Origin of the sequence: Marinobacterium sp. LSUCC0821 (assembly GCF_012848475.1) — a bacterium.
Taxonomy (GTDB): Bacteria; Pseudomonadota; Gammaproteobacteria; order Pseudomonadales; family Balneatricaceae; genus Marinobacterium_E.
In genome coordinates this window covers 1,116,741-1,138,779 of record NZ_CP051666.1, presented here as the reverse complement: position 1 = coordinate 1,138,779, position 22,039 = coordinate 1,116,741, and the positions used below count along the sequence as shown (strand labels likewise).

Annotated in this window: 6 protein-coding genes; 3 read left to right on the top strand and 3 right to left on the bottom strand. The window is 45.9% G+C overall.

The features are described 5' to 3' along the window. Positions 1-27: 27 nt before the first annotated feature. On the bottom strand, positions 28-966 hold the full coding sequence (locus HH196_RS05355) for a carbohydrate kinase (protein WP_169451131.1): 939 nt from the start codon (positions 964-966) through the stop codon (positions 28-30). Positions 967-1,038: 72 nt separating this feature from the next. On the opposite strand from HH196_RS05355, the gene HH196_RS05350 reads away from it, so the two are divergent. Next, positions 1,039-1,665 carry a transaldolase family protein gene (locus HH196_RS05350; RefSeq protein WP_169451130.1) on the top strand — a complete coding sequence of 209 codons (627 nt, stop codon included), beginning with the start codon at positions 1,039-1,041 and terminating at the stop codon, positions 1,663-1,665. On the opposite strand, the gene HH196_RS05345 is transcribed toward HH196_RS05350, so the two are convergent. Then, on the bottom strand, positions 1,666-2,361 hold the full coding sequence (locus HH196_RS05345) for a response regulator transcription factor (protein ID WP_169451129.1): 696 nt from the start codon (positions 2,359-2,361) through the stop codon (positions 1,666-1,668). Positions 2,362-2,363: 2 nt separating this feature from the next. Next, on the bottom strand, positions 2,364-4,169 hold the full coding sequence (locus HH196_RS05340) for a sensor histidine kinase KdpD (RefSeq protein ID WP_169451128.1): 1,806 nt from the start codon (positions 4,167-4,169) through the stop codon (positions 2,364-2,366). Positions 4,170-4,337: 168 nt separating this feature from the next. Between HH196_RS05340 and HH196_RS05335 the strand changes: the two genes are divergently transcribed. Beyond that, positions 4,338-5,999: a ShlB/FhaC/HecB family hemolysin secretion/activation protein gene (locus tag HH196_RS05335; RefSeq protein ID WP_211160823.1), complete on the top strand. Its 1,662-nt coding sequence runs from the start codon at positions 4,338-4,340 to the stop codon at positions 5,997-5,999. Positions 6,000-6,034: 35 nt separating this feature from the next. Further along, positions 6,035-22,039, top strand: a complete 16,005-nt coding sequence (locus HH196_RS05330) for an autotransporter-associated beta strand repeat-containing protein (RefSeq protein ID WP_169451126.1) — start codon at positions 6,035-6,037, stop codon at positions 22,037-22,039.

Below are 22,039 nucleotides of genomic sequence, written 5' to 3'. Positions count from 1 at the left end.
ATAGACTACTATGACCCCGTTGTTTAATTATGATAAATCGCCAAAGCGTTCTGATATAGCTGCAAGCGTTGGCAAATCACCACCATTACGCTCACAGGTCACAGCTGCTGCATGAGCTGCAAACTTGATAAGTTTTGCCGCATCTAGGTTATTCAAATTTGAAACACCGCCTTGCTGGAAAATCTCGTGGATGAGGCCCGCTTGGAAGGTATCGCCTGCACCGACAGTATCCATCACCTTAATCTTTGGAGCTGCGGTATGGAAGTACTCGCCATTGGCACCGAATGCATGCGCACCTTCACCCCCTTGGGTAACAAATACCCAACGAGGACCTAGTGCCAAACAAGTTCTAGCGTAATCTTCGATTGAACTGCCTGGAGATAGGAACTCGATATCTTCATCAGACATCTTCATTACGTGCGCGATTTTGCCTAGGCGATCAACCTTTGCCTGCCACACTGATGGGTCTGGCTGGATGCTTGGTCGCACGTTTGGATCATATGCAATTAACGCACCGGCACTGCGTGCTTCACCTGCAAACCACTCTAGTGTGCTAGCGCCTGGTTCAACCACTGTGCTGTAGGAACCGAGTGAGACTGCTTTGAAAAGTGATGGGTCAGGACACTGCTCTTTGCAGAGTGATACATCCGCACAACCGTCAATGTAAAAAGAGTAGGCTGGGTGGCCGTTCTCATTTAGAGCTATCATCGCCAGCGACGTGTTTAGGTTGCTGCTTGCAAGGAATTTCGTCTCTACGCCATTTGCATCTAGGTGGTTAGCAAGTTTCTGGCCCAAAGGGTCGTTCGAGTTTGCTGTTAGGTAGCCAGTTGGATTTCCCATGCGGGCAAGGCCTATGGCTACGTTTAGTGGTGAGCCCCCAACGGTAGCGTTTAGCGTGATCTGACCAGTTGAGGCAGAATCACCTGGAAAAACATCGTATAGAGCATCGCCACAGCAAAGAAACATGAAAACTCCTTAAGAAATCGTTGCTTAGGGCCTATAATGAGACCCGACTTTAGTTGAAGGAATTTTACCCCGATGGAATGGTTACTTGATAGTGCAAATACAAAAGATTGGAAGAGAGTATCGACCACAGGTCTATTCTCGGCAGTGACAACAAATCCGTTGTTGATCCAGCGTGCCGGTCTTAAATGCTCTATTGATACCTACAAATCCTTGCATGATCAGGCGATGGATTTAGGGTTTGATCATCTGCAACTGCAGGTATTTGGCGATGATTGGCAGGGTATGGCTGAGCAGATTCTTTCAATTAGTGATAACACCATCGTTAAGATTCCGGCCAATGAGAAGGGCTTCTCTCTAGCATCCCAATTAAGTGTCCCTTCACGTACCACGATCACTGGGGTCTACTCAGTTCACTTAGGTGCTGCGGCCGAGCGTTTGGGTGCTGCGTATGCGGCTCCTTACTATGCTCGGTTGGCGGAATCTGACAGAGATGTTGAAGCTATTTTTGCAGGCTTAAGAACGGCTTGTCAGAACACCAAAGTACTTGTTGCAAGCCTTCGCTCTATTGAGCAATTTGAACATTTGGTCGGTCTTGGTCATCGCTGCTTTACCATACCAGGTGCTCTTCTAGATGATCTGATGAGTGATCAAATGACTGAAGCTGCGATTGCTCAGTTTGAAGAGGCCGCAAAAGGCTAATCATTTCTTGACAGTGATACGTCCTTGAATGCTGTAACCCAATCCGTGCTCGGATTTAATTTGCAACATATCGCGGTCAATGCTGTTGTCTTTCAGTTTCTTACGCAGTCGGCTTATGAGAACCTCTACTGCTGATTTAGGGGGTAGTTCACCATCTGAATCAGCTAATAGCTCGAGTAGCTCATAAGTTTCGACGAGTTTGGGTTTCCTAAGAGTCATTAGTCTTAAGATTGCACTCTCTTTTCTGTTGAGTGCTACATGTGCACCGCCCTCAAGAATCAACTCGTTATCTTCTGTGATTTGAATATTTTTGAAATTTTCGGTGATGCTTTTATTCGAGAAAATACCCCGTAAAGCAGCTTCCAAAGCCACAGGTTGAAAGGGTTTAGGAAGATAGATCATTGCGCCTTTGTTATAACCATCCACTTGGCTCTCAACAGAATCGTCAATACTCATCATAATGATGGCTACTTCAGGAGAGTTTGCATGGTAACGCAATGCAATTTCAGGTCCCCACTCTCCCGGAAGCTGTCTATCTAAAATCAAAACATCCGGCGAAATCGCACTACAGACCTGATCAAGCTCTTCGGAACAGGTTGTTAGGATTACGTTATATCCAAGATCGCTAAGAAAATTGTTTAGCGTAGGTCCTAAAAAAGCATCATCTTCACAAATGACGATATTACGTTTATGCAAGATTATGACTCCTTGGATTTATTGGAAAACGTGAGTGAAATACGAAATTTTTTTCCTGTTAGTTTCGGTTCGATCTGTATGTTATTTCGCTCACATAGCTCTTTGACAATCCACAATCCTAACCCTGTCCCGCGTGATCTTTTTGCATCGGGCGATCGCCAATATTTTTCAAATATCTGATCCAGCTCATTACTGTCTAGTGTAGGTGAAAAATTGCTGATGCAAATAATAGATTGCTCCTTAGTTTTCCAACCGAAAAGACGAATTGTTTTGTCGGGGTGGCTGTATTTGATCGCATTTGAAAGTAGGTTGGTAAGAATGATATCCAATACAAATTGAGAGGTGAAAACTTCGAAATTGTCACTCAATTTAATATTTATTTGACTTCTGTTTGCCTGTTCGTTGTTAAGTTTCGTCCATAATTTAAATGCTAAAGGCTCAACCAAAATTCTCTCGTCTGGATTATCAGATTTGGGTAAATCTGATGCCCTGAGTGTTTGGTTTAGTACATTTTCAATTGAGTTAATCTGCTGTTCTGCTCTTGTTTCATTGGAACTTCCACTGATCAAGAACCTCAATGTTGTGAGTGGAGTTTTGATTTCATGCGCAAGCATGGCGATAAAAGCTTTGCTTTCAGACAGGTTTTTTTGCGTTTGGATTTCGTTGTTTTGAGCTATAAGTAAGTCACGTTCAAACGCAAAGGCTTGCTCCAAATTTTGCTGAAGTTCAACTTTCAGTATGTATCCAAGCAATACTGTTGTGATTAAAGCGTGAATGTAAGTCACATTAAAAATAGACCCTAACCCGATCCCCGAAAGTCCAGTGCCGATTACGGAGATCATCAGAATAAGGTATATATGTTTGACTCTTCGCTCTAATCCATCGCTCTTGTGGAACAATATGAATCCTATGATCAATATAGGAATAATTGAGAGCAGCGTTACATTAAGCTTAAGAGCTAAATGCTCTAGACCGGAAAGATAAGTTATTAAAAGACCTAGCCCAATCGAAGCTGACGCCATCATTGTGTAGCTGAGTATTTTGCTTTTAAGAAGTTGCCAGAAAATGGTTGCATGGCACAAGGAGCCAGTAATGACGGCACCAATTGCACCTAGGCTAACTATTTTGTCATTAAATGGGAGGATGTTTTCAAATAAGATGAATGGAAGTGGGCTTTGTATTCCGCCTAAAAGCGTAGCCCATACGAATTGATAAGCAGCGAACGATAGTGAAATTTTTGATTGAGTTGCGAAAAATGTGACCAGGCCAATTAATGCGGATCCAAGCATAATTGCAATGACAAAAGTCTGTAAACTTGTGCTCTTTAGTTTGAAAAGCTCTGATCTCGCATTCGTTGTAATTATGGGTTTTAAATTGATTGAGCTTGTCGATGACACTCTAATCAGTATCTGGTTTGTGTTGGGTGGGAGCTTTAGGAAGTAACTGCCAGCTACCTGATCAATCTCATTGGGAAGAGTATTTTTATCCCCAAATTTATGGCTTTCAGTCCAGTTTTCATCGCCAAAGTTTACCGTAACTTCGATCAAATCTAGGTAGGTTGGATTGAGTATTAATACCTCGTTTTGAGGGTCTTCATGGTTCAGCGCAATTTTTACTTCTAGTGTTGAATCTGTGAACCCGAGGTTAACTCGATCAGTATTAGTCCACTTAGATATAACGTTCTCTTTTGAAATTGTACGCCACTCAAATTCTAGATTTTCTGCTGCTAACACCGGTTTAGAGAATAATAAAACTACTCCAAAGACGAACATTAGATAGTGATTTATTGCTTTGAAAATTAAGGGCATTGGTTTCTGCGTTTGCTCGAAAACTGTCTACAGTTCAGATGTTAGATGCCTGAGGTTTAATTGCAAGTATTTGCAAGGTCCTGAGATGTCATTTTGATAAAATTCTCCAGTAAATTGACATGGCTATGGATTGTAGCGTGTGGAATAATTTTATTGGCGTTTAAGATTATGATTTTATTGGGTAATTTAAGATTTATTCTGTTTTTTGTTGCTGCTGCAGTTGCCGTGCTCATTCCCTTGTCAGCCTCTGCAATGAACATTCCTGATGCTAGCTCCATTATGCGAGACCTAGAGCAGCAGAAGATGCGTGACTTAGCGCTACCAACTTTTCCGAAGCAGCCTGAAAAGGTAGTTGAGCTCCCCCCTCTGGATCCATCCAAGTCTGTATTGATTAAAGAGATAGTTTTTGAGGGTAACGAGTCTCTAACAACGCTAGCGTTGGATTTAGAATTTGCTAATCAGCTAAATCAAAATTTTGATTTTACTCGAATGAAAAACCTTGCCGATCAGGTGGGTTTTTTCTATCAGAAGCAAGGTCTATGGGCCAAAGCGATTCTGCCGCAACAGACTCTTGAAAATGGGCAGTTGATCATTCGTATTTTTGAAGGTCGTTTGGGTAAGGTTGAAATTGAAAAGAGCGTAGCGGAAGGTGAAGAGCTTCGTTTCCCAGATGATCGTATTCGCGACTTCATCCTGAATGGTCAGAAGGTTGGCTCCACCTTCAGCATTCTTGAGTTTGAGGACTCGGTTAAAAACCTAAATGCTGTTCCAGGCATTACTGCATCTGCAGTGCTAAGAGCAGGGGAAGAGCTGGGGGAAACCGACGTTGTAATCAATGCTGCTAATGCGCCAATGGTAAGTGGTAGCTTGTCTTTGGATGGTAACGGCGGCAGAGCAACAGGTTACAACCAGGCAACGACTTCGCTAAGTATCGACGGCCCATTTGGAGTGGGTGATCAAGTGACTGCCATGCTAATGAAGTCTGAAGCGCTCACTGTTAAATCACTAGGCGGAAGTTACCCACTATTTTCGGACGGCACTCGAATTGGGCTTAACATTACCAAAGTTAACGTTGCTATTTCGGGTAGCCCTGAGTCAATTTCTGGGACCTATCTCCTAAATCTATCTAAGCCATTTAAGCAAAGTACCGATATGAATGTTACCGGTACTGCTTCATTGACCCGCAAAGATACGCCTGACGAGGTTACAGCAGATGTGCTTGCGTTGAATGGTGTCTTCTCTTGGCCTAGTACATTTCTTGGATTCGATTCAGTAAATAGTGTGAACCTAACTTCTACTACCGGCTTCTTCTATCCAAAAACCAACGCTGAGGCTAGTACAAATGGTCTTTACAACAAATTTGGTTTCAATCTGAAGCAAGCGCTAACGCTTAATGATACAGATCAACTATCACTAACTTTGATGGGGCAGGTTGCATTTAACAACCTAGACTCAGGAGAGAAGTTTGGTATTGCAGGTTTACCAGCGGTTCGCGCATACCCAGGTGGGGAGGCAACAGGTGATCATGGTTATTTCTTCTCGGCTCAGTACCAGCGTCAGTTTGGTCCGGTCTTTCTTGGTAGAACTTTTTTCGATCACGGTTTTGTAGTGAAAAACCAAAACCCTTGGAACGATGAGGCCGCTACAGGTAACTACGTTCAATTAAGTGGCGTAGGCATCGGTGGTACATGGAATCTGCCTGGTTTTATGGTGAATGCTGATGTGGCAACACGTCTTGGTCGAAATCCTGTTGCACAGGACGACGGTAACGATAGTGACGGTACGCATCGAAACGTGCGTGCCTGGATTAGTGTGATGATTCCGTTCTAAACGGGGCATCTTTAGGTTTAGGTGACGGGTGAGTTTTGAATAGTCTGAACAGAACATTTCAGATCGTTTGGAGCCGAACACTGGGTCGACTTGTAGTTTGTGGCGAACTCGCCAAACACAAGAAGAAAACCGGTGGGGTTCGTCGCACCTCAAAATCAGGCGCTATGACACTGGCAGGTTTGCTGGCTGCTTGTACATCACTGTTTGCTAGTTTTAGTTACGCCGAAGAGATAGATCCATCCACTTTGCCGCAAGGTGCGCAGGTTGTTCATGGTGGAGTTGCTATTACCACCAATGACAATGCAATGAATGTTCTTCAGAGTACCGATAAAGCGATTGTTAATTGGAACTCATTCAACGTCGGTTCACAGGCGAGCGTTAACTTTTCTCAGCCATCAAGTGCATCGTCGATTCTTAACCGTGTTAAATCACTCGACGCATCTAAGATCTTTGGTCAGATCACCTCTAATGGCCAGGTACTTCTGATCAACCCGAACGGTGTGATATTCAGTGAAACAGCGCGTGTTGATGTTGGCGCGCTGATAGCATCCACACTGGATATCGCTAACGAAGATTACCTATCTGGTAACTACAAATTTACAGGTAACAGCGGTGAGATAATCAACCGCGGTGAACTGTCTGGTGGTCTAATTGCACTGCTATCACCAAGCGTGATCAACGAAGGCCATATCGCAGCGCGTCTTGATGATGTTGTCCTTGCAGGTGACGATGCAGCACGACTTACTTTTGCAGGTTCTGAACTTATCGCCATTGAGGTTGATCCAGCCAAAGTTAAAACTGCTATTAAGAACTCAGGCTCAATTGTTGCTGAAAATGGCACCGTTATTCTTAAAGCGGATGTTGCTCAAGAGCTACTACGTGATCTCATTAATACGCCTGATGAAAGTGCTGATGAACTGGTTTTTGTTGATGGTGTCCCTCAGCTAATTTCAAGCAGCGGTAGTATCAAAGCTAAGAACGTAGAAATAGATTCAGGTTCAGGTGCTGTAACTGTATCGGGCATCGTGGATGTGAGTTCGGATGCCGCACAAGGCGGTTCAATTGAGATTGCCGGTGATGCCATCAAGATTGAATCTACCGCTAACCTAGATGCTACGGGCGCAACAGGTGGTGGCGAGATTCTCGTTGGTGGTGATTGGCAGGGCAGTGGTGAACTGCAGCAGGCATCCAAGGTTACCGTTGAGTCAGGTGCTGTGCTCGATGCGAGTGCTACTCAATCAGGTGATGGCGGTAAGATTGTTGTTTGGTCGGATGTAACGAAATCTGATTCTGTTACGCGTGTATACGGTTCACTGTTTGCGAAAGGTGGTCCTTTAGAAGGTAATGGTGGTCAGATTGAAACTTCAGGGCATTCCATAAATCTTGATGGTATAGAGGTATCGACGTCATCGACTACTGGAGGATCCGGTCATTGGCTTATTGATCCATACCATGTCGTGATTAATGCATCGGGCAATGACTACATCCTCGACACATCTTCTGATCCGGATCTGATTACAAGTAACGGATCCAGTGTTAATAACACCTCTAATAGTTACATTGCTCATTCAATTCTTGAAAGCGCGCTAAACAGCAGCAACGTCACAATTCAGTCTGTCTCTGGCTATGACATCATCATCCAGAATGACGGAAAAATAACCTACTCAGGTTCATCGGATCGCACACTTACACTAGATTCTGGGAGAGACATTATTCTCCACCCTGAGTCTGGCGCATACGTTGGTGGCGTGGTTGATACGGTAGGCGATGGCAAGCTTAGTTTGGTGTTGAATGCGAGTCGCAGCGTTGATCTAGACGAAGATATCTCGCTTGAGGGTAATTTAAGCATCACGAGTTCGACTGGAACTATTAGTCTCGGATCTGACATAACTACGGCAGGCTCCCAAACTTATAATGGAGATGTAACGCTAGTAAATAATATCAATCTTCATTCTTTAGGTTTATTCCAAAGTAGTTCAACTACCTATACCAGTACCGCTTTAACTACCCTTTCATTTGATGCAAATACTGAAATTGCCATTTCCATTGTTGGTGGTAAAGGTGGTGATGGTGGTAATGGATGGAATCGCGATACATCCTCGACGACTTTAGGTGGTATTGGTTCATATGGACAGTCACTAGATTTCAGTTTTACTACAAATGTGGCTACAGATATTGCTTTCGCAATTGGTGGGCAAGGTGGTAACGGCGCGACCGCGGTCTGGCCTGGTAGTGCAAGCGGGGGCGTGGGTGGCTTAAGTAACATTGATGGAACCTCTGCATACGATGGTGGTGCAGGTGGTAGGGCCCAGACATATTCATCATACGATAGTAATCACAGTAATTTTGGTTCAGGCGGGGGCGGTGGTGCGGCCTCTGTTTTAAATATAAGTAATAGCAGTGGCACTGTTGCAACAATAATTGCCGGTGGTGGTTCTGGCGGCTCTGGTGGTGGTCGAGCCTCTGGAGTAGATGGGAATACAAGTTTTTCAGGGGCTGGTGATACTGTTGGAGATAGTTCAAACAATATAAATGGCGTGGGCGTTTCAGGCGGCGGCGGTGGCGGCGGCGGTATTATCGGAGGTGATGATGGTATATCCGGCCAAAGCTTGGGTTCGAATATAGTTCCTGGTCAAGGCGGTTACCTCGGAAGTAGTGGGACATCTCTAAATACTCTCGGTCTTACAATAAATGACAACGGATTAAGCAATACAGCAGGTCAGGTTTCAATAACGGTTCAAACACGTGGAGCTGGCTCAATTGTATTTAACGGTAAAGTCGATGGAGATTATAGTTTATCTGCAATTTCTGATAACGGTGGAGTCGTTAATTTTAATGATGTAGTTGGGGCCGTAACGCCTCTTAGTTCACTAACAGTAGGTAATGATAGCAGTTCAGGGGATCAGGTTATTGGATCCAACATAACTACTCTAGGAAATGTAAAAGTTTTTGGCGATAACATTACACTTTCAGCCGATTTATCTGCTTCAACTGCGGGTGCTGCAGGAGATATTCTTCTAAAAGCTACATCTGATCTGACAATCGGAGTTGACACTGATTTAACGACAGATGGTGGCAACGTCATTCTCTGGTCGAACAGTGATAGTTCTACACATACTGGTTCTATCTTCCTATACAAAAACTCTAGCATTACTACTAACGGTGGTAGCGTCTGGTTAGGTGGTGGTGCTGCTACCACCTGGACAACATCTGCAGGTGATACGATTACGGTCGGTGATGGTTTTGCAGTAGCTGGAACAGATACAGATCCAGACGATCGCTACTCACTCAGTGGAGTTGGTAGCTTCGATACCGGTGTTTACCTAGAAGATACAAGTATCACGACGGCAGGAGGTGATATTGCCATCTTCGGTCGTGCTGGATTAGATGGCTCTTCTGCCGCTACCTTTGGTGGTATTACCACCGGTGCAGCCGTATCACTCAACGCAGGCTCAGGTAAAATTAATCTTGTAGGTGAAGCTGTTGGTGGTGCACGAGCAGGTGTGTTTGGTATGCACGGCCAAAATTCTGGTTTTGAATCATCTTTTACAGCTATTTCAACTAATACAAGTTCAACTGCAATAAACGCTAATTTCGATTCGACCCAGGGTACTAGTTGGGGCGCTAATTACATGGGTGTAGTTAGTTTTGTCGCTTCGAATGGGGGCGGTATAACCCTTTCTAACTACGGTGCGGCTAGCGGTGATGCGCGTATAGGTTACAGTAGCTATGTAGGTGATCTCAGGTTGCTGAGTAGTGGTGGAAATATTGCCTTCAATAACGGTTCACTAGGCATTATTGATGCAGGGTCAGCAAGTAATCAGATTGTTTTAGGGTCTCTATCAGGAAGTGCCGTAACTAGCGCTACAGGCAATCTGTCTCTGGTTACTGACGTATTGCCTTCAACATTGACGGTTCGGTACAACACATCTGGTGCTGCATCGATCATGCCGCACTCTTCAGACTTTGCCTTGGCTGTATCGCTTAGTTCTTCTAACTTTAGCTCTACTTTATCGGGGCTAACGGTAGGTAAAGCAGCATCAAGTGCTGACGGTACAACTGATGTTGATGTGGATATTGCCTCGGCAATTACTATTGCTGGACCAATAACTATTTATGGTTCAAGCATTGATACATTTGCAGATGTTTCAATCACGACCAGTTCAAATTTATCTTTTTATGCTTCAGACAGCATCTTTATAAATGCGGCAGATTTAACCCTGTCAGGTGGTGCTGTACTGCTTAATTCTGATCACGACGGTAATGAGTCCGGTGCAATTAAGGTCTACAGCTCAGACATTACAACTAGTGGCGGTGATATCACGCTAGCTGGCGGGACTTCAGGCAATGGCTACGCGTACGGAAATGCAAACAGTGCTGGATTTGGATTCTATGCTCGTGGTGTTCTTCTAGATCTATCCACTCTTAACGCAGGTGGTACTTCAGCGGGCGGTAATATCGTTATTAAGGGTGCTGGCCAGCAAACTGGTGCTACCCATCATAGTTTGGGTGTAGAGCTCTTAACAGGAACCACTATTACCTCAAGTCATGCTGGTACTGTTGCGATTACTGGTCTGGGTGGTGCCTATTCGAATAGCACATTCTCCGCGGGTATCAACATCCATCGTGGTAACTCTATCTATACTGATAGTGGAGCCGTCAATATTGTCGGTAATGCGTACGCTAGCGGTTCGTCTGCAAGTGACTTCGGTATTAACTTTGATACAGCTGTTGATAGTAATAAGATCTACTCGCAAACCGGCGCGATAACTATTACGGGTAATCGTGGGCAAGCTGGTAGTAAAGGCTTGGGCTTCTATACAGATGCACAGACAGCTTATTTTGGTTGGGATGGCTCATCTGTAACAACGGCAGGCTTGTTAACCTTTAATGGTGATGATTTAGATCTGAAGTCATCGGCTAACATCGCGGCTGGCTCGGTTAAGTTCAATACAACTGGATCAAGTACATTATCGGGCATCATCTCTTCGGCAAGTTCAGTAGAAAAGCTGGGTCTAGGATCGCTATTACTCAGTGGAGTAAACACCTACACGGGTACTACTACTATTACTGCCGGTGTACTTGGTGCATCAAACAGTAGTGCTCTAGGTACCTCAGCTGGCGGGGTGGCTGTTGGAGCTAATGGTCGCCTGGAGATATCTGGCGATATTACGCTTGCTGATGCTATTTCAATCTCGGGTGAAGGTGGCTTAGACGGTGCTATTCGTAACATCTCTGGTGATAACACAATTACAGGCGCTATCACTCTTCTTGCAAACTCGCAGATTGAAGCTACAGCAGGAACACTAACTTTAGATGTTGCATCTGGTAATGCTATTTCAGGTGCTTTTGATCTTAAATTTGATACCCGTGGTGATATTAACGTCATGGATCCAATCAATTTGGGATCTAATGACATTACAAAGTTCAGTGGCGGTACGCTTCTTTTCGCTGCAGATAATACCTACAGAAACACCACTCTAAGTACCGGTGGTAGCAGTGGTGATAGTATTCTCCAAGTGGGTGACGGCGGTACTACCGGCTCACTTGGTTCTGGCTCAGTTATCAACAACCTTAAACTCGTTTACAACCTAGCTAAAGATCAAGAGATTGATTATGCGATAACAGGCGCTGGTTCGGTTGAAATCATTGGTACGCGTTATCTTTTATGGGGTGATTCGACGCCGAACCCTGACACTTCTACTGCGGGAAATAACACAGGTTTCCTAACAACTGATTGGACAACGATTGCTTCAAATATCACCGTTAAGGAGTTATTAGATCGATTAGCTGGCTCAAGAATGGATGGTAAACGAATCGGTTCAGTAGCGCTTGAAGCAGGCATATATCTTACTGAATACGATGATTCTACGAATACAGCAACCTTTCAAGTTCAACAATATGACGGCACGCACACTAAAGGTGTTTTTGTAAAGCTTAAGCAATCTGGTTCGGATGTCGAAGCAGCAATTGATATATCTAGCCCTCATACAACAGGCACAGCCTATGCTAGTCATACCAATGCGCTGGGTGTCGATCTAGCAAATGAAACTCCATATTTAGGCATCGCAACTGATGAGTTGGTTGGAAATGACGGATACAATATTGATCAGCTTTACATAGCCTCTAAAACTCAATTTACGGGCTCGATTGATTACTCCGGCGGTACGACTCTTACAAGTACTTCGATCGATACCACATCGTCTGCAAGTCCAGGGCAAGGTGTATTTACACAAACGGTCAAAGCTGTCTTAGAAGTAGGTGATGGTTCATCAACGGGCGCTTTAGCTGGTAATCTATCGAATAACGGTTTGGTAATTTTCAACCGCAGTGATGCCTACACCTACACAGGCGATATTAGTGGAAGCGGTGACGTTGTTAAGGCCTCTGGAACTGGGGATCTAACGCTTTCTGGCGACAACACTCATACAGGTACAACCTCTATCCTGGGTGGTACTCTGATTCTCCAAAACAATACCGCGCCAACAAACCAAACCACTTATGTTGGCCCGGGTATCCTGATTGTCCGCCCAGAAGATGCAGCATTTACTAGTGCAGTAGATACCTCAAATTGGATCTTTGATACCACTAATAAACTGAGTGGTTTAACGATTGGAATCTCTGGCAATAGCTCAGAGCTTACGCTGGGATCAGATATTGATATTGCTGGGGATTTGAATGTCTATGGGGGTATCGTAAAAGTATCCGCAGATATTACTTCGAATAACGGCGATATTTTATTAGTTGGTTCAACTTCAATTCGAACTGCCTATAGCGACTCAATAGATATATCAAATGGTTCAGGTGACATTACCTTTATTTCTGATGAGTTAGCATTCGATGGTGCCCTGACTTCGAATCGGACAAGTGCATTCACAACGCTTACAACCACTGGTCACCTAACCTTTAAGCCTTTCGGTACCGACTTCGGCAATTACATGATTGGCGGAGCAAATGGTAGTTCAGGTGCAGTCGCGTTTGATTGGAATGGTGTGTCAGACGGGTCTGATTATAGCTTTACAACCAGCACTGATGACTTCTATCACCTCGTTATCAAAAACCATCAATCACTCGGTGGGTTGACGCTAGGTAAAGATGGGATGACTCGGATTGTCCATATCGAAAATGGTATTGATATTTCCGGTCCGTTAACCATCTATGGTGGTGATATTGCGATTAAGGCGGATCTAAATACCAGCTCTGGCGGTATATCTGGAAATATTCTTGTCAAAGCCAGTGGCGATATAAATCAATATAACAGCCCTTCAGTAGGTACATCGATTACCACCAATGGTGGAGATGTGATCTATTGGAGTGGTAGTGATAACAATTCCGATGGCTATGTTCGTGTAGGTCATGAAGATAATGTTAATACTACGCCTTCAGGTTGGGACTCTATTACTACAAATGGCGGCCAGTTAGTTATCGGTGGTGGTCTTGATGATGGAGCCAATGGAGGAGTAGCTGGGGACAATATTCCTGATAACTATTCAATACATAGTGACCGCGGTGTTGAGCTTGATGAATTTACCTCTGTAAACACCGGGACAGGCGATATTCTTATTAGAGGTAAGAGCACAACTACGGCTCAAGGTGTTGTTTTAGATATTGCTGACCTTACCGGTAATGATATATCTATTTATGGCGTGGGTGGCTCTGATAGTTCAGATTACAATGTTGGTGTTGAAATATGGGGTTGGAGTAGCCGAACTAGTAGCATTACCGCAACTGGTAATCTTTCACTCAATGGCGTAGCAACCGGTGCTCATTCGACATCAAACGGTGTATTGATTGAAGAGAATTACCAAATATCGGTTGCAGGGAGTATTGATGTTAATGGTACTTCGTCTGCAGGCTGGGGAGCCAATCTATCAACAATTCATAAAATCCAATCAACTGCTGGAAATATTAATATAGTAGCTGTTGGTAATTATGGTGCTTATGTAAGTGGTTCACTTGTTGCTGGAAATGATCTAACAGATCCAACAGCTGGCGGCTCTCTGACTGTAACTGGTGGTAAAGCCGATGCTAGTGCTACCGGTATTCAATTAACAAATGCTTCTTTGATTTCTTATGGTGACCTGACATTAACAGGACTCTCATCTAGCGGTCATGCTATCTACACTACAGGTAATAACATTATCGATAGCGGACCTGGCGCAATCGATATTGATGCTACTACCTCTGCGACATATGCACTCTATATTTCAGATAACATGGTTATCCAGTCTGATAGTTCAGCAGCTACCGCGATTGACATTACAGGTACTACAGATAACTACTACGGCTTTATTAACACCACTAGCGCCGTTAATAAAAACTTATTGATACAGTCCACATCGACTACAGCAAATACTGGTGACATTGTGATTACCGGGTCGACTGCAAGTAATCACGATGGTATTGCGTTAGATTTTTACGGGACTGGTTCTAAAACACAAATCTTGACAGCAGCAGGAGATATCTCGCTTATGGCGACTGGTAGTACTTCTGCTGCAGAGGGACTTTATTTATCAACGGGTCTTTATTTAGGTCAGCGTTATGACGCAACGGCTGTAAATGGAATTGTGCCGATAGAGACTAAGTCGACTGGTAATATCTCGTTGATTTCAGAAACGACAATCATTGCCCCAAGAGCCATAACTATCGCAACCGGTGATGCAACTAATGCGGGTGGTAATGTTGTATTTGCCGCAGATAGCGACGGTGTGAATGGTGGTCAGATACGCTTGTCGGGTGGTGCCACGGTTAACACCTATGGTGGTGATATTACATTTGGTGGTGGTAATACATCTGGTACAGGGTATGCACAGGGTTTTGATAGCACGTATGTTGAGGGTGTTCGCTTTGATTATGGTCTATCACTTGATACATCGGGGAATAGCACCGATACCGGCGGTGATATAACACTGCGTGGTAAGTCTCATACAACAGCTGGTGGATCCGCTACAGGTGCTTGGGGGGTAGGTACCTGGAATGGTGCTGGCGGTACTTCTGTGATTGAGGCCGGAAGCGGTCGTATTTTGATTGAAGGTATTTCTCAATCTGGCGTGGGATATAACGGCGGTGTTTTCTTTGAGGATTCTGGTGGCACCACGACAAATCTATATATTCACTCTTCAGCATCTGATTCTTCTGTAGGTGCCGATGATGCAATAAAAATCGTCGGTACTAGTTCTGGTAATGAAGGCGTTCGAATCGCTTTCGGCAATCAGAAAATATACTCAACTGGCACGGGTGGTATAACGCTTCAAAGTATTGAACAGGATAGTAGTACCTACAATATTCGTATTTGGGAAGGTGAGATACTTGCAAAGTCGGGTGCGATCAATCTGTTAACTGCAAACCAGTCTTTGCTAGAGATTGGCGGTAACTTAAATCTTGGCTCTAAAGCTGGTGTGACAGACCATGGCGTTGATCTATCTACGAGTACTTCTGATATTACACTTCAAGGTTATACCTTCTCTTGGCATGGATATGAGCCAGCTATAGCTTCCTCTGGTGATTTTACTTGGGAACCTAGCTCTGGTGAAACTAGCTTTGGGCAAGGAATATACACAAGCTGGATATACTGGAACCAACACAATCAGACTATTGGGAATGTGACAGTTGGTAAAGTCGGTAGTACAAGCAACGTCGTTGTTGATACCCATTCGGTAGATGAAAGCGGTTTTGCTGTTGGCAATACGCAATTAGGTTTTGCCGATTCACTCACTGTGTACGGTGGAGCGGTTGAACTTAGAACTCCAGTAGTAGGTTCTGGGTCTGTATCAATCAACGCCAACTCTATTGGTATTAAGTCCAATATAGATACATCGGCTGCTGGTAGTTCTGGGAATGTTACATTGTCAGCTACAGGTGATATTTACGATGTGTCGGGAACAACTATTACTAGCTCTGGTACTGTAAGTTATCTTGCTGATTCAGATACTAGCGGGGCCGGTACGCTTACTCTTAATACAACAAATCTATTTGATGCAAAACTTGTCATGCGTGGCCATCAGTTGACGATGAGTTCTGTTGCTACGATTGCTACAAATTCCACCGCAACAGATTCATTGACGGTTGATTTTGATGCGTTCTCTTTCGCTGGAAGTAATTCAATTTCCACAGCCGGATCGATGATTTATGGAGCCACGGGGACCCTATCTATCGGCGGTAGTGCAGATCGTGTCGTTAGTTCTGCGCTAATGAATGTGTTAAATGTTGCAGGCAATCTTACATTCGGTGACTCCAATACAACCTCTATAACAGTTGCTTCAGATGTTATCTTGAATACTGCTGGCGTTATTTTTAATACTTCATCAGGTGGGGGAATTAACCTAGCAGCAAATATCACAACAAAAGGTTCGCAAACCTACAACTCTGACGTTGTTATAACAGGGTCGAATGTCAATTTATCAACTCTTGGTAATAGTTCTACTGGGGGCGCAATAACTTTCTCCGGTGATATCGATGGTGCTACTGCTAACTCAAATAACCTATTTATTCAAAGTGGTGTTGGTGCGGTTAATGTTGTTGGAAGTGTTGGTTCGAATACTGTCCTGGGTCTATTGGCGTTGGGTGGCTCGGGCTCACTTGTAAATGTTAATCAGACATACAGTTACACTGGGGCTGTGCAATCTTTTACTGCGTCAGTAACAGGCTCCTATAACTTTTCTACTTGGGGTGCTCAAGGTGGTGCATCCGCTCAAGCTAATGCCTCGGGTGGTTTAGGAGGATATGCCTCTGGTGACTACACGCTATTAGCAGGCCAAACAGTTTATGTATATGTAGGTGGTGCTGGAGCAGATAGTGCACCAAATGGAGATACTACGACTACGGCTTCTGGTGGCTGGAATGGTGGCGGTAGTGCGGTTCATTCGGGTGCCGGTGGCGGTGGCGGCGGTGGTGCTACTGATATTCGAGTAGGCGGTACAACTCTAATTGATAGGATTATCGTTGCCGGCGGTGGCGGTGGCGCAGGCTATAAATATTCAGTTATTCCGACTGGAGGATATGGCGGTGGAGTTATTGGTGGAGCCGGTAATGCGATAACCGATTCGCACGGTGCTGGTGCTGGTGGTACTCAAAGTGCTGGAGGTGCAGCTGGTACAGGTGGTGGGTCTTTGTACTCGGCTGGTTCATTAGGTATTGGTGCTAATAGCAACGGTTGGAGTTGGGGCGGTGCCGCAGGCGGCGGTGGATACTATGGCGGCGGTTCAGGTTTTCATGGCGGTGGCGGTGGTTCCAGCTATATTGGGGGCGTTACTAACGGCACCACAGTAGCTGGTAATGCTTCGATGCCCGATCCTTCGGGTGGCACTATGACCGGTAATAGCGGTAATGGTTATGCCACTATTACGGGCTCTGGTATGTCTTTTACTGCTGGCGCCCAGTCTGGGTCGATTACTATCGGTGGTACTGTTAATGCGGCACAGGTCAAGACAAGCTCAGGTTCTTTCGATGTAAATATCGGTTCTTCGTTGACGGTAGGTAGCTCTGGCTCTACGTCGGATGTCGCGCTCTCGAATGCGGGTACTTGGACAGTGGCTAATGCGGCTAATATCTATGCAGGCAATCTACATCTTATGTCTGCATTTAGAACCACAACGAGTGGCTCAGGCGACATTTTATTCAAAGTAGCTACGTTAACGGGTGCAGGTTCAGTCACAATTGCTGATAGCGATACGCTAACCGTAGAACAGTCTAGTGATAGCTCGTTTGATGGGGCTATCGCTGGTGCGAGTAGTCTAGTTAAGTCTGGCAATGGCTCATTAACGATTACTGCAGCGAATTCATATTCGGGCCTCACAACTGTTTCTTCGGGAACACTGAAGGTGACCAATGATCTGTCACTAGGTACAGCTGCTGGCGGAGTGTTGATCTCCTCTGGTGCTGTATTAGATCTCTATGGCGTCGATGTTTTATCAGAGCCTCTTACTCTTGCAGGCGGTACGGTTAAAGATTTATCAAGTAGTTGGAGCGGTAACATACTTCTTACCGCAGATAGTTCGTTTGATGTTGGTTCAAGCGATACGTTAAGTATCAGTGGAGTAATTTCAGACGCAGGTAATGGTTACGGCATCACTAAGTTGGGCACAGGTACCTTGAGCCTCGCGGGTACTAATACGTTTTCGGGTGATGTGACTATCAGTGCAGGTGGATTAGCTGTATCGGGTGCTTTAGCAGATAGTGTCGATGTTCTCAACGGTGGTACATATACGGTTGCCTCAAGTGACACGATCCAAAGTCTATCGGGTGCCGGTAATGTAGTGATTGGCTCGGGCTTTACCCTGACTACCGGCGATGCGGGTGATGACACGATTTCCGGTGTGATCTCGGGTGCCGGTGCCCTCAATAAACAGGGCGCAGGTACGCTGACCCTTACTGCAGCCAATACATACAGCGGCGGTACGGATATCACGGGCGGTACGATTAAGTTGGGTGCTTCATCTACTGGTAGCGTCACGAATGGTCCGTTGGGTACTGATGCAGTAACGATCCACTTTGGCGCAGCTTTAGATCTTGCTGGTCATACCTTATCGAATGCTATCGCTCTTGAAGGAACCGGAGTTTCATCAAGCGGAGCCATCTACAATAGTTCAAGTACTGCGGTAGAGTTGTCGGGCACTATGACTCTAGCGGGTGATGCCACTATCAATAGCATCAACGGTGGTGCTCTAACCGTAAGCGGCGATGTCGATGGTGCCCATGTTCTAACGATTGATACCGAGGGTGTTTCGTCTGACGCAGCCGTTACCCTGAATGGTGTGCTTGGCGGAACGACAGCACTGACTGGACTAACTGTCTCTGCTGGAACAGATCAGCTCTCATTGAATAGTGCAGCAACTCTGTCAGGTCCTGTTGCATTGACGTCAGGTGATCTGGCTCTGAATGCTGCGCTGACAGTTTCCGGTAGTTCAGCTTTTGTCATTACTTCAAGTGGTACCGTGACTGATGGTACGAGTGGCTATGTATCAGCGAGCAAGCTCGCGCTGAAAGGTACGGGTAGCTTTACGCTGGATTCAACCTCCAATGCTATCGGTACACTGGCTGCGGGTAATGATGACTCAACAGCCATTGGTGCACTGAACTTTGTAAATAGCACCGGCTTTACAGTGGGTAGTGTCAACCCAACAGGTATTAACTCAAGCGGTGCTGTTGATATCACAGCAGAAACAGGTGATATCACGCTGACTGAAGGTATCACGGGCACCTCGATTGTGGCGTACGCTAAAACAGGCAACATCGTTGTTAGCGGTTCGCCAACGATTAATGCGACATCCGCTAATGCACGCTTCTATACCGGTACCGTTTCGGGAAGTACGGGACTCTCTACACTTGTTGGTGCAGGTCATTCACGTTACAACTCAACGAAAACAACGTCGAACTTTGTGACTGCTCTAGGCTCAACGGGTAGTTATGCCATCTATCGTGAGCAGCCAACGTTAACCGTGACGACGGATTCACCGACAGCGATTACCGTAGGCACAACGATTCCTGCACTCACGTACACTGTGAGGGGTTACGTTAACTCAGATGAGACCTACGATAATACGGTTGTCACTGTTGCACGGCCAACGAATACGGTGGGCACACATGTTCTTACAGCGACAGCAACGTCAGATCTGGGATATGGCTTTACGTATGTGAATGGTTCGCTTGTTATTAGAGCACTGCCGATCATTATTCCACCGCCAGTCGTGCCGCCGCCACCTCCGCCGCCACCGCCGCCTGCACCAGCTCCGGAGCCAACTCCGGCACCTGCTCCGGCGCCTGCGCCAGAACCCAGTGCGCCTGCACCAACGGCTGAGCCAACTGCAGCACCAGAAGCGACACCGACTTCTGAGCCGACATCAACGGCAGCTGAGAGCACGCCTGCGGATAACGGTTCTACTGCTGAATCTACCCCAGCCGATTCGACGGGTGGCGACGCGACTGATTCTGGCGATTCACCTGCAACTGATAGTACAAGTGAAAGTGCAGACACTGTGGATACGACTGAGTCTGATGCTCCTGCGGAGGAAAGTACGTCTGATACTGCTGAGGGTGACTCTTCGGAAGGTGACAACACAGAAGGTGACAATACAGAGGGTGAAGGTGACGCTACTGAGGGTGATGCTACAGACGAAGCGCCTGCTGATGATACGCCTCCGGAAGATACGCCTGCTGAAGAAGCTCCAGCGGAAGAAGCACCTGCAGATGAAACACCATCTGAAGAGGCGCCAGCAGAAGAAGCTCCAGCAGAAGATACTACAGCCTCAGAAGAGACGGCTTCAGCGGATGCTGAACCAGAAGCTGATACAGCAGCTGATACAGCAGCTGAAGCAGAACCAGCTGCAGAGCCAGAACCGGAGCCTGCTGCAGAAACGGCATCTGAACCTGTTGCTGAAGCAGAACCTGCTTCTGAGCCTGCAGCTGCAGAATCAACAGAGCCCGCGGCTGAAGCTGCGCCGGCCGAACCTGCTGCGGAAACACCGTCAGAAGCACCCACAGAAACTCCAGCAGAAACAGCTGCACCTGAAGCTGCAGCAGAGCCTGTTGCTGAAGAGCCGCCAGCAACTGCCGGTGTTAAATCAGATGAGCAAATTGCTGAGTCGATGGGTGAAGCAACGGGCGGCATTGCATCAGGCGGTGAAGGTGCAGGTGCGCTCGATGAGCTTGTATCGACCCCAGAGAATGCATCGCCTGCAGAAGCGGCTGCAGCTGAGCAGGCATTCGGTGAGAGCATGGTTGAAGCATTGGCAAGTGGTGCATCTCTTGAAGATGCGATGTCAGGTGCTGCGGGTAGTTCACAAGCGATGGCTGCTAAAGCAGAGGCTTTGGCTGCACCGAAGAGTGCAGGGGACTCAGCTGTGAGTGCACTATCGGGTGACTCGGCAGGCTCTGCACTAGCTCCTCCAGTACCAAAAGATATGCCTTCAGGTGACGCTGCAGCAGTTCAAAGTGCCTTTGATAATGCGCTAGCAGAAGCATTGGCTAGCGGTGCTTCACCTGCGGAAGCATTAGCGATGGCCAATGCGGCATCTACAGCGGTATCTAACTCATTGGCGCAATCTTCAGCACCTGTTACAGCTGAACAGGCAGTCACAAACTCGCTAAGCGGTACTGCAGCCCCAACGGATCTAGGGCCTAAGATTGAACTGCCAGAAAACGTACCGGCAGCCGCTGCTGCTGAAGTTGCTACGGCCTTTGACTCTGCATTGTCTGAAGCGCTGGCAACAGGTCTTTCAATGGAAGATGCAATGGCACAAGCGAATGGCCAGGCAGCACGTGAAGCAGAACTTGCAGCTGCTGAGGCTGAGCGAATGAGTGATCCTGCCGTTGCGTTGAATGCTGAAAACGTGGATGTCGATGAGATTCTGACTAATGCAATGCCTGTAGATGAAGAGAAGGCTGATGATAGTGTAGTAAGTTCCTTTGAGGGTGCGATGCTAACAGCCCTAACTGAAGGCGGGTCAATGGGTGAAGCGTTGGAGACTGCTAAAGCAAATGCAGAGCAGGTACAAAACACCTTCGATCGCCTAGTTGAAGTTAAGGATGCTGGAGAAGAGGCGGTTTCTCTTCTAGCGGGTGATTCATCTTCATCTGGCTTGTTGGATAAACCTGATGTGCAGCAGGCTATTCTTGACGCAATTGCTAGTGGTGAATCGATGGAAGATGCGCTGTCTCGTGTAACAAGTGCGGAGTATGTAGCCCCTGAAATTGCTCCCGAAATTCCTGATACACCAGAACGCTTCATGACTTCCGGTGGCGATTTTGACAGTTTATTGCGTGAAACAGTTGATATCTTTGAGCTCACTCCAGAAGAGCAGAAAGTTGTCCAAACAGCTTTTGAAAACACAATGTTAGATCATTTGGAATCAGGTGACAGTGTCTCTGGCGCTCTTGAAAGTGCACAAGCAGTAGCGCTTGAGATGCGGGATAAAGTTTTAGCGGTTCGCCTAAGTAAAAATAGTGCGGATCAGCTTTTAATAACTGCTGCGAAGGGTGGTAGTATAGCCGATGAACAAATCGAGCAATTTGTATCTACCTTTGCATCTAATACAAATAAATAG

Coding starts and splice junctions, on each gene's coding strand:
- HH196_RS05355 (WP_169451131.1), bottom strand. CDS start 966: ATGTTTCTTTGCTGTGGCGATGCTCTATACGATGTTTTTCCAGGTGAT.
- HH196_RS05350 (WP_169451130.1), top strand. CDS start 1,039: ATGGAATGGTTACTTGATAGTGCAAATACAAAAGATTGGAAGAGAGTA.
- HH196_RS05340 (WP_169451128.1), bottom strand. CDS start 4,169: ATGCCCTTAATTTTCAAAGCAATAAATCACTATCTAATGTTCGTCTTT.
- HH196_RS05335 (WP_211160823.1), top strand. CDS start 4,338: ATGATTTTATTGGGTAATTTAAGATTTATTCTGTTTTTTGTTGCTGCT.